Raw genomic sequence first — 11,658 nt, forward strand, 5'->3', positions numbered from 1 at the left:
GTAGGAAATGACGGCCTCGCTCAACCCAGCCGCGCCAGTGCCGCCTCCAGCCTGTCAGCCTCCGCCGAGTGATGTGCATGGTCGGCGCGCGCCTTCTCCACGGCTTCGGGCTTCGCCTTCTCGACGAATTTCGGATTGCCGAGGCGTCCTTCGAGCGACTTTGCCTCCTTGCGCGAGGCAGCGAGCGCCTTTTCCAGTCGCGCCTTTTCCGCAGCGATGTCGACGACGCCCTCGAGCGGGATGACGACGACGTCCTCGCCCGCCGTCACCTGCATCGCCGGACCTTCCGGTGCTTCGCCAATCGTGACCGGCGTCAGCCGCGCAAGGCGTTCGATGGCCGCGCTGCTGCGTTCGAAGACTTGCGCCGCTACCGCAGAAGGGTTGGGGATGAAGGCCGCCAGCTTCGCACCCGGAGAAATGCCGAGTTCGTTGCGCGCTGCTCGCGTGGCGGTAGTCAGCGCAATGACCCAGTCGATCGCGGCCACGGCCTCGTCGTTCACGCTCGCTTGAGGATCGGGCCACTTGGCCGTGATGATCGGATAATCCGCCCGGCTCTTGCCGGTCATCGCGCCCTGCTTGGCCCACAATTCCTCGGTGATGAAGGGCATGAACGGGTGCAGCATGACGAGGATCTGGTCGAGCGCCCAACCGGCGACGGCGCGGGTTTCGATGGCCGCGGGACTGTCCGCCTCGCCTGCGAAAACCGGCTTGATGAGTTCCAGATACCAGTCGCAGAACCGGTCCCAGGCAAAATGATAGACGAGGTTCGCCGCCGCATCGAACCGCAGTTCGGCCAGCGCCTTGTCGAGCGCGTTGACGGTCTTTGCAACTTCGCCGACGATCCACTGATTGGCCGCGAGGCGGGCGGGCGGCGCGGCGATTGTGTCGGAGGCGCTGATGCCCTGCGACTGGCAGAAGCGGGTCGCGTTCCACAGCTTGGTCGCGAAGTTGCGATATCCCTCGACCCGGCTTTCGTCCATCTTGATGTCGCGGCCCTGGCTCTCCATCGCGGCCATGAAGAAACGCAGCGCATCGGCACCGTATCTGTCGATGAGGCCGAGCGGATCGACGACGTTGCCCTTGGACTTCGACATCTTGGAGCCGTCCGCAGCCCGCACGAGGCCATGCAGGTAGAGTCGTTTCCACGGGTTCTCGCCCGTCAGGTGGCGGCCCATCATCATCATCCGCGCATCCCAGAAGAACAGGATGTCGAAGCCGGAAATCAGAAGGTCGTTGGGGTAGTGCTTGGCGAGCAGGTCGGACGCACCCACCTCGCTGCGACTGGCCTCGCTGTCGCTCGGCAAGTCTCGCTCTTTTTCCTGAAGGGAGGGGTTGGGGGTGGGTCCCTCGGGCCAGCCGAGCGTCGCGAAGGGCCACAATGCGGAAGAGAACCACGTATCGAGGACGTCAGGATCGCGACTTAGCTTGATCTCGTCACCCCGGCGAAGGCCGGGGTCCAGTTCTGCGCCGCCTTCTGGATTCCGGCTTGCGCCGGAATGACGAGCGAGTTCGTAGGCCTCTTCCTCGGTCTCCGCGACGAACACTTCGCCATTCGAGCCATACCATGCCGGAATGCGATGACCCCACCATAGCTGGCGGCTGACGCACCATGGCTGGATGTTCTCCATCCAGTTGAAGAACGTCTTCTCCCAGCTTTTCGGGACGATCTCGACATCGCCTTCGCGCACCGCCTCGATCGGCGCTTTCGCCAGCTTCTGGGCATCGACATACCATTGGTCGGTCAGCCAGGGTTCGATGACGACCCCGCCGCGATCCCCGAACGGGGTAGCGATGGTGCGCGGCTCGGCTTCGTGCTCAATGCGTTCGCCGTCGTTCTCGGTAACGTGCAAGACGAGGTGGCTGCTATCCTTCAGCATGGCGACGACGCGTTTGCGCGCTTCGAACCGGTCGAGCCCGACGAGTTCGTTCGGCACCTTGCCGTCGGCGGTCTGGACGACGGCGGCATCCGCATCGAGCATGTTGAGCATGTCGGCTGGGGCAATCCCGGCGCGTTTGCCGACCTCGAAATCGTTGAAGTCGTGGCCGGGGGTGATCTTCACCGCACCGCTGCCGAGTTCGGGATCGGCGTGTTCGTCCGCGACGATCGGAATGCGCCGCCCGGTGATCGGCAGGACAATGTGCTTGCCGACGACGCTGCGATACCGCTCGTCCGAGGGGTGGACCGCCACCGCCATATCGGCGAGCATCGTTTCGGGCCGGGTCGTGGCGACCTCGATATAATCCTGGCCCGCAAAATCGGGGTGGTCCAGCGTCGTGCCGTCGGCCAGCGGATAGCGAAAGCGCCAGAAATGCCCCTGGACGTCGCGGGTCTCGACTTCGAGATCGCTGATCGCGGTCTTTAGCGCCGGGTCCCAGTTCACGAGGCGCTTGTCGCGATAGATCAGCCCGTCATTGTAGAGCTGCACGAAAGTCCGCGTGACCGCTTTCGAAAAATGCGGGTCCATCGTGAACTGCTCACGGCTCCAGTCCATGGAGCAGCCCAGCCGCCGTAGCTGGCGGGTGATCGTGCCGCCCGATTGCTCTTTCCATTCCCAGACCTTCTCGACGAACTGCTCGCGCGAATAGTCGGTACGCTTCTCGCCGCGTTCCGCCATCTGCCGCTCGACGACCATCTGCGTCGCGATGCCCGCATGATCGACGCCGACGACCCACAGCGCGTCCTTGCCCTTCAGCCGTTCGTGACGCACGACGATGTCCTGCAAGGTGTTGTCGAGCGCATGACCGATATGCAGCGATCCCGTCACGTTGGGCGGCGGATTGACGATGGTGAAGGGTTCGGCCGAGGGGCGCTCGGGCCGGAACAGGCCGCTCGTTTCCCAGTGTTCGTACCAGCGCGCCTCGATATCGGCGGGGTCGAAGGTGGTCGGCAGGTCGGAAGTCGTTTCGCTTGTCATGACGAGCGGGGCAATGCCAGCGCCGCCCTGCTCATGCAACGCGAATAGTGGAGCAACATGCTTGTGCCACGCCGAAAATCTTAGCATAGGCGCAAGGATGAGCGCCGGCGCAGGCTATAATCTGATCGAAACGGGCGACGGCGGCTACCGGCTGGAGCTCGAAGGCGCGTATCTCGTCAGCACGGTGGGCCGGGTCGACCGGGAACTGCGCAAGATCGGCGAACCGATCAGCGAGATCGACGTCAGCCAGGTGGACGAGATCGACACGGTCGGGGCGTGGATCGCCTTTCACCTCGCGCAGAAACACGATGCGGAAATCACGGGCGCGAACGATCGCGCCAGCCGCTTGTTCGAAGCGGTCAAGGCACCGTCGGAAGGGGTCGGGATGCGCCCGGACCGCCTGCCGGCCTATCTGCGCATCCCCCATCACACGGGCGAACTCGTCGGCGAATTCTGGAGCGGCTTGAAAGGCACGCTCGGCTTTCTCGGGCAGATCCTCATCGCGGCGGGCGGCATCCTGCGCCATCCAGGACGCTTTCGCGGCAAGGCTTTGGTCCGCCAGCTCGAACTTGTCGGCGTCACGGCTCTGCCCATCGTTGGCTTGATGAGCTTCCTCATCGGCATCGTCATCGCTCAGCAGGGCGCGGTGCAGCTGGCGCAGTTCGGCGCGGAGACGCTGACCGTCAATCTCGTTGGCCGCATTACCCTGCGCGAACTCGGCGTCCTGATGACCGCGATCATGGTCGCGGGCCGCTCTGGCAGTGCGTTCGCCGCGCAGCTCGGCACGATGAAGCTGACCGAGGAAGTGGATGCGATGCGCACGATCGGCATCTCGCCGATGGAGGCGCTGGTCATCCCGCGCATCCTCGCCGCGATCCTGATGATGCCGCTGCTCGGCTTCTACGCCTCCGTCGTGGCGATCATCGGCGGCGCGGTCATCGCAGACGTTTCGCTGGGTATTCCGTTCCTGTCCTTCCTCGCGCGGATCAAGGAGGTCGTGCCGACCTACGATCTGTGGGTCGGCCTCATCAAGGCGCCGGTCTTCGGCCTGATCGTGGCTTTTGCCGGATGCTATCAGGGAATGCAGGTCGAGGGCGATTCGGAGGCTGTCGGTCGCCGCACGACGCAGGCGGTCGTCTACGCGATCTTCATGGTCATCGTGGTCGATGCGTTCTTCGCAATCTTCTTCTCCAATGTCGGGTGGGGCTGAGATGGCCGAAGAACCAGGACAGGACGAGGGCACCATCCCGATCGAGGAGGGCGAAGGAATGCCGCCCCCGCCGCGCGAGGACGCGCCCGAGCGCTATCCCATCGTCATCACCGGCCTCGTCAACCAGTTCGGCGAGCAGCGCGTTCACGACAATCTCGAGCTCAAGGTGCGGCGCGGCGAGATCCTCGGCGTAGTCGGCGGTTCGGGAACGGGGAAGTCGGTGCTGATGCGCACCATCATCGGCCTGCAGCAGCCCGCGGAAGGCAATGTCGAGGTGTTCGGCCGCTCGATTACCCAGGCCGAGCCGGACGAGCAAATCGGCGTGCGCGATCGCTGGGGCGTCCTGTTCCAGGGCGGGGCGCTGTTCTCGACCCTGACCGTGGGCGAGAATGTGCAGGTCCCCTTGAAGCAGTTCTATCCGGAGATCGATAAGCAGCTGCTCGCGGAGATTGCGCGCTACAAGGTGCTGCTGTCCGGCCTTCCCGAAGAGGCGGTGAACAAGTTTCCCGCCGAACTGTCAGGCGGCATGAAGAAGCGCGCCGGCCTTGCCCGTGCCCTGGCGCTCGATCCCGAACTCCTCTTCCTCGACGAGCCGACGGCGGGCCTTGATCCGATCGGTGCAGCGCGCTTCGACCAGCTGACCCGCGAATTGCAGGAAACGCTCGGGCTGACCGTATTCCTCATCACGCACGATCTCGACACGCTCTACGCCATCTGCGACCGCGTCGCGGTGCTGGCGGACAAGAAGGTGATCGCGGTCGGGACGATCCCCGAACTGCTCGAAACGGAACATCCCTGGATCCAGGAATACTTCAACGGTCCGCGCGGGCGGGCCGCAGCCGACCAGAAGGGCGGCAAGGGTCCGTCGCGGTCCCGCTCGCAATTCAAGGCGATGGACAAGCGGGCCAAACGGCGGGCATAGGGGCAATCCGATGGAAACACGTGCAAATCATCTCTGGGTCGGCTTCGTCACCCTGCTGCTTCTCGGCGCGCTCGCATTGTTCATCGTCTGGCTCGCCCGGCTGGGCGAGGGCAACCGGAACGAGTACGACATCCTGTTCAAGCAATCGGTGGAGGGGCTGGCGAATGGCAGCCAGGTCTCCTTCTCGGGTGTTCCCGTCGGCCAGGTGAGCAACATCGAATTGTGGGAGCAGGATCCCGAATTCGTGCGCGTGCGCATCCGCGTGCGCGAGGAAGTGCCGATCCTTGTCGGGACGACGGCACAGCTGCAAAGCTCCTTCACAGGGGTATCGACCATCCTGCTCGATGGCGCGCGCAAGAATGCGCCTGCCATCACCTGCGAGACGACGGCCTGCCCGGAAGACGTCCCGCTGATCCCGCAAAAGGCCGGCGGCTTCGGTCAGATCCTCGCCAATGCTCCGCTGCTGCTGGAGCGGCTGGCGACGCTGACGGAGCGGCTGACGCAGCTTCTGTCCGACCGCAACCAGGGCGAGATTGCTGGCATCCTTGCCAATACCAACCAGATGACCGCCGAACTGGCGGACGCGGCCCCGCTGATCGAGAATACGATGGCTGAATTGCAGGTGACTCTGCGCGAAGCAGGCGAGACGCTGGACGCGTTCGAGGACGTCACCCGCTCGACCGACCGGCTTCTGAACGAGGAGGGCTCCGCGCTCGCCGGCGAATTGCGGCAGACCCTGGCCGCCGCGACGGAAGCTGCCAATGCGTTGTCGACGACACTCGAAAGCGCGCAGCCCGCGACCCAGCGCCTGACCGAAACCACCTTGCCCGCTGCCGAAGCGACGTTGCAGGACCTTCGCCGGACGAGCAGGGCGCTGCGCTCCGTCACCGAGCGGATCGAGAATGACGGCGCGACCTCGCTGTTGAGCGAGCCGCCCCTACCGGATTACGAGCCATGAGCAGGATGACCGCGATGACAGCAATGCCCCGCAAATCGCGCGCCTTGCGCCTTGCCAGTTTCCTCGCCTCGACGGCGGCGGCCCTGTCGCTTTCGGCTTGCATCAGCTTCGGCCCGGAACCGCCCGAGAGCCTGCTCACGCTGACGAGCGAAGCCGTCGCACCGGTCGGCGACGGCGCGGCGATTACCTCGGACAACGCCATTGCGATCTACGAACCCTTCGCGCCCGCCCGGCTCGACGTGACGCGCGTGCCGGTGCAGATCGACGACAGCAGCATCGCCTATGTCCCAGAAGCCATCTGGGTCGAGAAACCGGCCCGCCTGTTCCGCCGCGTCTTGGCCGAGACTATCCGCGCCGAGGGTGTTCGCGCCGTCATGGACGAAGACGATACCGGACTTGCCGCGACGACGATCCTCCGCGGATCGCTGGTCGATTTCGGTTACGACGTGCCCACGGGTTCGGTCGTGGTGCGCTATGATGCAATCCTGACCAATGGCGAGAATACGCCGCGCCGCCGCCGTTTCGAAAGCATCGTGCCGGGCGTCGCACCCGAAGCGAACCCGGTTGGCGTCGCGCTCAATCGCGCAGCTAACGACGTGGCCCGGCAGGTGGCCGACTGGGCGCGATAGGCTCGCCGCTTCAGGCGGCTTTCGCAGCGCGATAGAAGCGGTGAGCGCGCAGGAATTCAGCCCGTTGCCGGTCCGACCGTTCGCGCGCTTCGGCATCTTCGCCCCACTGTTCGACCTGCCAGCGTTCCTCAAGCGTGGAAGCATCCCAGAGGGCTTCCGCGTCGTTGTCGGCTTCGCGCGATTCCATCGCGATGCACAGCGAGGCGGCCAGCGACGCCATCGTCTGCAATCCGGCGAGCGCGAACGCATCTTCTTCGGCCAGAGCTTCGCGCAGGCGGGTAAGGCTATCCTCGCTCTGCGCGTGGTGGACGATCCCGCTGATCCTGGTGAACGCGACCGCGTGGCGCTTTTCGAATGCGGCGAGGACCGGCTCCCACTCGGCTTCCTGCCGTTCGAACAGGGCCTCTCCCGGCTCGGCTCGATAGCATAGCGTATCCGTTTCGGCATAGCTCAGCAGCTTGTCGATCACCTCGTCCCGCTCCGCCGAAACCCGGTCGATGGCGTAATCCGCCATGTCGCGAAAAGGAAACGCCTTCGGATCGAGCGTGTCGCCCTGTGCCGCCCATTCCCCGGCCAGCAATCGTGCCAAAGCGTCGGTCGGAACGATCTGCGCCTGTCCGCCCTGGGTTTTCATCCGGCGGTTGTCGAGCGTGACGACGAACCCGCCTTCCGCTTCCTCGACCCCGACCTCTTTATAGAACCGCTTCATTCCTCGCTCTTCCATCGGCGTGCGAGCGTGCGCGGCGCGAAGAAGAAGAGGAAGGCACCGGCCGCGACGAGCAGCGCACCGCCATAGGCCTCTCCGCTCGGATCGCGCGCCATGATGACCACGCCGAGAATGACGATACCCAATGCTCCGAAGCGCACCAGTTGCAAAATCCAGTAGCGGCGCGCGGCCAGCAGTTCGTCGGCGTTGTCGCCAGACCGACGGGTGTCGGGGTCTTGCTTGTTCATGCGATCAGGATACCACGCAACTCGTCGATCGTTTCCGCGACGATGTCTGCGCCTTCTTCCAGAAGTTCGGCGGCGTCGTGATAGCCCCAGGCGACGCCGATGGCGCGCACCTCGGCATTATGCGCCATCGTCATGTCGAAACTCGTATCGCCGATCATGACCGTATCTTGAGGGCCGACCCCGGCTTCCTCCATCGCCGCCTCGATCATGGCCGGGTGGGGCTTCGACGGATGGTAGTCGGCGGCCTGCAAGGTCGTGAACAGCGTCGCGATGCGATGCTGGTCGAGGCACGAGCGAAGGCCGCGATCGCTCTTCCCCGTTGCGACGCCGAGCAGCCAGCCTGCATGTTTGAGGTCCGCGAGCAGGTCGGCCATTCCGGCAAAGAGCGGCTCCGACAGGCGTCCCTCGCTGCGGCTCTTCCGGAAAGCCTGTTTGTAAGTATCGACGGCCAGCGCTCGTTGTCCTTCGCTGGCATCGGGAGCGAGATAGAACAGCGCCTGCGGCAAGCTGAGGCCGATGATCCGGCGGATCTTGACGCGCGGGGGAACGGGAAGATCGGCAGCCTGACAGGCCTCTTCCATCGCTTCGCAGATATTCGCCTGTCCATCGACGAGCGTGCCGTCGCAATCGAAGATCGCCAGTCGCGCCAAACGGTCTCTCGCCTAGTTACCCAAAGTCCGCATCAGATTGGCGATAGCGAGCGAGCCATTTTCCTGCAATCCGTCGATCAGGCGCTCGCGCTCGGCTTCCGGTTTGTTCTGGGACAGTTTGACCGTGTCACGCCAGCCGCGCACTTCCATTTCGAAGCCGGTAATCCCCTGCATCAGTTTTGTGCGGTGACCCTCCGAAAGGTTGGCGATCGTCCATTCTCCGCCGCCGCCGCGAATGCGCCCCTCGTGCCGCTTGACGAGGCGCTCGATCAGCGCCTCCAGCCCCTCGGGAGCCATGCGGCGGACCGGCCCGTCCATCTCGAGCGCGATGTAGTTCCAGGTCGGCGCCTGATCAGGATCGTCGTACCATCGGGCCGAGACATATGCCTCTGGCCCGTTGACGAGAAGGAGTGCGGGGCAGTCGGCGATATGCTTCGTCAGCGCATTGCCGTTCGACAGATGGAACTGGACGGCTCCGTCGCCGGTGGAGACGAGCGGGGTATGCGCGACGCGCGGTCCGTCGGGCGTCTGGGCGAAGACCATGCCGAAGCCGACTTCCTCGATCAGCATTTCGTGAAGGGCGCGATCGCCGCTGCGAAAAGCGTTGTTCGGATGCATCAGCCTTTGCCTTTCCGCCCTTTCTTGCCGCCACCCTTTGGCTTTCCGGACGAGGCCGCAGGGCCGCGACCGCGGCGTTCGCCGCGCCGCGACTTGCGATATTGCTTGGCGTGAGCGCGGGCGGCCTGCTTTTTCTCCGCGCGCGAACGTTCGGGCGGCCCCTGTTCGGGCATCGCATCGCTCAGCGCCGGGTCGAAGCCGAGTTGCTCCATCGTCGCGGCGAAATGTTCGGGCAGTTCGGCTGTCACGTCGATCTTCGGCGCGTCCGGCTGGTCGATGATCAGGCGGCGCGCGTGAAGGTGCATCTTGCGGCTCACGCTGCCGGTCAGCATCGCGTCCTGCCCACCATACTTGCCGTCGCCGACGATGGGATGGCCGATCGCGGCGAGGTGGACGCGCAACTGGTGCGTGCGCCCCGTCAGCGGTTCGCACTCGACCCATGCCGCCTTGTTGCCTGCGCGGTCCACCACGCGGTAGCGGGTCTTGGCGCTCTGCCCGTTCTCCTCGTCGACATGCATCTTTTCGCCACCACTGCCAGGCTGCTTGGCGAGCGGTGCCTCGATCATGCCTTCGTCGATCTCTGGACGGCCCACGACCAGCGCCCAATAGACCTTGCGTGCCGAGCGGCCCGAGAACCGCTTCGAGAAATATGCGGCGCTGCCCGGCGTGCGGGCGATGAGGAGGACGCCGGAAGTATCCTTGTCGAGCCGGTGGACGAGGCGCGGGCGCACATCGTCCTCGCCCTGCGCGAAGGCATCGAGCAGCCCGTCCACGTGGCGATGCGTCTTGCTGCCGCCCTGCGTGGCGAGGCCTGCCGGCTTGTTCAGCACGATGGCCGAGGGCGTTTCCGCAATGACCATCGCCTTTGCTTCGGCGACTTCGGCCTCGGTAAGTTCGCGCTTCTGCCGTACGCGCTTCGCCTTGTCGTCGCCGCCCGGCGGAACGCGCAGCTGCTGGCCCTTTTCGAGCCGGTCATCGACGCTCGCGCGCTTGCCGTCGACCCGGATCTGTCCGGTGCGAGCCCAGCGCGAAACCGTGCCGAAGCCCACTTGCGGCAGGTTCCGCTTGAACCACCGGTCAAGGCGGATGCCGTCATCGTCGGCATCGATCGTGAAGGTCCGCACGTTCGTGCTGCCGCGCCGCGGGGGTCGCTGGTCGCTCATGCCGCGATCCTCGTCGCGACGAGGCCGATATATAGCGCGACGAGCCCGGCCAGCACCGAGATGGCGGCGTAGGTCAGGGCAAGAGCGGGCTGGCCGCGCTCGATCAGGACCATGAGCTCGAGGCTGAAGCTGGAAAAGGTCGTGAACCCGCCGAGCAGGCCGACACCGACGAGCAGCCGTGCCGTCTCTCCGCCTGCATCGCCGCTGCGCGCGAGCCATCCGGCCAGGAGGCCCATCGCGAGGCTGCCGAGGATGTTCGCGGTGAGCGTCGCCCACGGAAAGGCGGTGACCGTCGCCGGGCTGGTCAACCATGTGAGGCCGCGGCCCAGGTGATAGCGCAGCACCGCGCCAAGCGCGCCGCCGCCCGCCACGAGCAGGCTTGCCTGAAAGGATGGGATTGCATTCATCGAGCGATGCCTTAGCTACATGGCGGTCCGAGCGAAAGGGGATGGTTCGCGGAAGGTTTTCGCGCGCACGGCCCATCGGAACGCTTGCCAAGACGATGCGTTTTCGTTATTGACCGCGCAGATTCGTGCCGGGCTCACGCTTTCCGGCACTTTTTTTATTGGCAATAACATGACAACGGGTCTGCCTGCGCGGCCCGGCGTCGGTAATTCTTTCGAGGTGTTTCAAGTTTATGCAAATCATGGTTCGCGATAACAATGTCGATCAAGCTCTGCGCGCTCTCAAGAAGAAGCTGCAGCGCGAAGGCGTCTATCGTGAAATGAAATTGCGTCGCCACTACGAAAAGCCGTCGGAAAAGCGTGCTCGTGAAAAGGCTGCTGCCGTTCGCCGTGCCCGCAAGCTCGAGCGCAAGCGCGCCGAGCGCGACGGCGCCTGAGCCGAGATCAGGGGGCGGACAAGAGCTATCGAACGCTTGTTTCCGCCCGCTACCTGAGCCAGAAGGGCGCGGCACCATGCCAGCGCCCTTTTTGCTATCTGCAACCCAACTCTCCGACATTCACAGGACGATAATCCGATGAGCGAAGTCACCCGCGTTCCCCTTCGACCCATAGCGAAAGGCTCGCTTGCGAAATTGTGGATCGCCGTGATCATCGCGATCCTCGTGGCGGCTGCACTCGCCTGGGCGACCCAGGTGCGCGGCGCCGGGGTTGAGGTCATCGAGGAAGGCACCGGAGAGGTTCCGCAGATCGGCGACGTCATCTTCGTGCGCTATACCGGCCGCCTGCCCGACGGCACGGTGTTCGACCAGTCAGGCGAATCGCCGCTGCCGCCGCAACTGTTCCCGGAAGGTGTCCCGTTCCTTCTCGAAGAAGGCCAGACCGTTCAGGGCTTCTTCGAAGGCTTGCAGCAGGTTCGCACCGGCGGAACCTACGAATTCAACATTCCTGCCGACAAGGCCTATGGCGACAGCCCGCCCCCCGGCTCGGAAATTCCGGCGGGTAGCGATCTCGTGTTCGACATTGAGGTCGTCGAGATCATGTCGCGACAGGAATTCGAACGGCGTGCACAGACCTTCCAGCAGATGATGCAGATGCAGCAGGGTGCGCAGGGGCAGGGCGGTCCGCTCGGCGGTCCGCCGCAGGGTGCTCCTCCGCAGGGTGCGCCCAGCGAGTAATCGGCTAAACCGTTGGCAACTGCGCCGATGGTCTGCCTAGTGAAGACGGCAGACTAGCTC

13 protein-coding genes are annotated in these 11,658 nt (G+C 64.7%); 6 read left to right on the forward strand and 7 right to left on the reverse strand.

All coding sequences use genetic code 11. The features are described from left to right. Nucleotides 1–20 precede the first annotated feature (20 nt). A complete protein-coding gene (locus GRI38_RS01000) occupies nt 21–2,915 on the reverse strand; it encodes a valine--tRNA ligase (protein ID WP_160681160.1) in 2,895 nt (964 codons plus the stop codon). Between the two features lie 97 nt (nt 2,916–3,012). On the opposite strand from GRI38_RS01000, the gene GRI38_RS01005 reads away from it, so the two are divergent. Genes GRI38_RS01005 through GRI38_RS01020 form a run of 4 tightly spaced genes read left to right on the forward strand, consistent with a single transcriptional unit; the run spans nt 3,013 to nt 6,634 of the window. Further along, nucleotides 3,013–4,125, forward strand: coding sequence for an ABC transporter permease (locus GRI38_RS01005; protein ID WP_160681161.1), 1,113 nt, complete (start codon nt 3,013–3,015; stop codon nt 4,123–4,125). A 58-nt stretch (nt 4,126–4,183) separates the two neighbouring features. Continuing rightward, nucleotides 4,184–5,047, forward strand: a complete 864-nt coding sequence (locus GRI38_RS01010; protein ID WP_160682379.1) for an ABC transporter ATP-binding protein — start codon at nt 4,184–4,186, stop codon at nt 5,045–5,047. A 10-nt stretch (nt 5,048–5,057) separates the two neighbouring features. Then, entirely contained in the window at nt 5,058–6,005 is a 948-nt protein-coding gene (locus GRI38_RS01015) for an MlaD family protein (protein WP_160681162.1), read from the forward strand. Continuing rightward, nucleotides 6,002–6,634, forward strand: coding sequence for an ABC-type transport auxiliary lipoprotein family protein (locus GRI38_RS01020; protein WP_237487299.1), 633 nt, complete (start codon nt 6,002–6,004; stop codon nt 6,632–6,634). The genes GRI38_RS01015 and GRI38_RS01020 overlap by 4 nt, the downstream gene beginning before the upstream one ends. A gap of 10 nt (nt 6,635–6,644) precedes the next feature. Here GRI38_RS01020 and GRI38_RS01025 read toward each other — a convergent pair whose 3' ends face one another. Genes GRI38_RS01025 through crcB form a run of 6 tightly spaced genes read right to left on the reverse strand, consistent with a single transcriptional unit; the run spans nt 6,645 to nt 10,426 of the window. Then, entirely contained in the window at nt 6,645–7,343 is a 699-nt protein-coding gene (locus GRI38_RS01025; RefSeq protein ID WP_160681163.1) for an ATP12 family chaperone protein, read from the reverse strand. Beyond that, on the reverse strand, nt 7,340–7,588 hold the full coding sequence (locus GRI38_RS01030) for a hypothetical protein (RefSeq protein ID WP_160681164.1): 249 nt from the start codon (nt 7,586–7,588) through the stop codon (nt 7,340–7,342). The genes GRI38_RS01025 and GRI38_RS01030 overlap by 4 nt, the downstream gene beginning before the upstream one ends. Continuing rightward, entirely contained in the window at nt 7,585–8,238 is a 654-nt protein-coding gene (locus GRI38_RS01035) for an HAD-IA family hydrolase (protein WP_160681165.1), read from the reverse strand. The genes GRI38_RS01030 and GRI38_RS01035 overlap by 4 nt, the downstream gene beginning before the upstream one ends. A 12-nt stretch (nt 8,239–8,250) precedes the next feature. Further along, entirely contained in the window at nt 8,251–8,856 is a 606-nt protein-coding gene (locus GRI38_RS01040) for an FMN-binding negative transcriptional regulator (RefSeq protein WP_160681166.1), read from the reverse strand. Continuing rightward, nucleotides 8,856–10,019, reverse strand: coding sequence for an RluA family pseudouridine synthase (locus GRI38_RS01045; RefSeq protein WP_160681167.1), 1,164 nt, complete (start codon nt 10,017–10,019; stop codon nt 8,856–8,858). The genes GRI38_RS01040 and GRI38_RS01045 overlap by 1 nt, the downstream gene beginning before the upstream one ends. Next, on the reverse strand, nt 10,016–10,426 hold the full coding sequence (gene crcB / locus GRI38_RS01050) for a fluoride efflux transporter CrcB (RefSeq protein ID WP_160681168.1): 411 nt from the start codon (nt 10,424–10,426) through the stop codon (nt 10,016–10,018). Before crcB ends, GRI38_RS01045 begins: the two co-directional genes overlap by 4 nt. A 230-nt stretch (nt 10,427–10,656) precedes the next feature. Between crcB and rpsU the strand changes: the two genes are divergently transcribed. Together rpsU and GRI38_RS01060 are read left to right on the forward strand one after the other, a co-directional pair. After that, nucleotides 10,657–10,860: a 30S ribosomal protein S21 gene (rpsU, locus tag GRI38_RS01055; protein WP_160681169.1), complete on the forward strand. Its 204-nt coding sequence runs from the start codon at nt 10,657–10,659 to the stop codon at nt 10,858–10,860. 138 nt (nt 10,861–10,998) lie between these two features. Continuing rightward, complete coding sequence (locus GRI38_RS01060) at nt 10,999–11,598, forward strand: FKBP-type peptidyl-prolyl cis-trans isomerase (RefSeq protein WP_160681170.1); 600 nt, start codon at nt 10,999–11,001, stop codon at nt 11,596–11,598. Nucleotides 11,599–11,658 lie beyond the last annotated feature (60 nt).

The organism is Parapontixanthobacter aurantiacus, assembly GCF_009827635.1.
Lineage (GTDB): Bacteria > Pseudomonadota > Alphaproteobacteria > Sphingomonadales > Sphingomonadaceae > Parapontixanthobacter > Parapontixanthobacter aurantiacus.

Bases quoted from the DNA above. Each gene is read 5' to 3' on its own strand.
- GRI38_RS01000 (WP_160681160.1), bottom strand. From the start codon at position 2,915: ATGACAAGCGAAACGACTTCCGACCTGCCGACCACCTTCGACCCCGCC.
- GRI38_RS01015 (WP_160681162.1), top strand. From the start codon at position 5,058: ATGGAAACACGTGCAAATCATCTCTGGGTCGGCTTCGTCACCCTGCTG.
- GRI38_RS01010 (WP_160682379.1), top strand. From the start codon at position 4,184: ATGCCGCCCCCGCCGCGCGAGGACGCGCCCGAGCGCTATCCCATCGTC.
- GRI38_RS01025 (WP_160681163.1), bottom strand. From the start codon at position 7,343: ATGAAGCGGTTCTATAAAGAGGTCGGGGTCGAGGAAGCGGAAGGCGGG.
- GRI38_RS01020 (WP_237487299.1), top strand. From the start codon at position 6,002: ATGAGCAGGATGACCGCGATGACAGCAATGCCCCGCAAATCGCGCGCC.
- GRI38_RS01045 (WP_160681167.1), bottom strand. From the start codon at position 10,019: ATGAGCGACCAGCGACCCCCGCGGCGCGGCAGCACGAACGTGCGGACC.
- rpsU (WP_160681169.1), top strand. From the start codon at position 10,657: ATGCAAATCATGGTTCGCGATAACAATGTCGATCAAGCTCTGCGCGCT.
- crcB (WP_160681168.1), bottom strand. From the start codon at position 10,426: ATGAATGCAATCCCATCCTTTCAGGCAAGCCTGCTCGTGGCGGGCGGC.
- GRI38_RS01005 (WP_160681161.1), top strand. From the start codon at position 3,013: ATGAGCGCCGGCGCAGGCTATAATCTGATCGAAACGGGCGACGGCGGC.
- GRI38_RS01060 (WP_160681170.1), top strand. From the start codon at position 10,999: ATGAGCGAAGTCACCCGCGTTCCCCTTCGACCCATAGCGAAAGGCTCG.
- GRI38_RS01030 (WP_160681164.1), bottom strand. From the start codon at position 7,588: ATGAACAAGCAAGACCCCGACACCCGTCGGTCTGGCGACAACGCCGAC.
- GRI38_RS01040 (WP_160681166.1), bottom strand. From the start codon at position 8,856: ATGCATCCGAACAACGCTTTTCGCAGCGGCGATCGCGCCCTTCACGAA.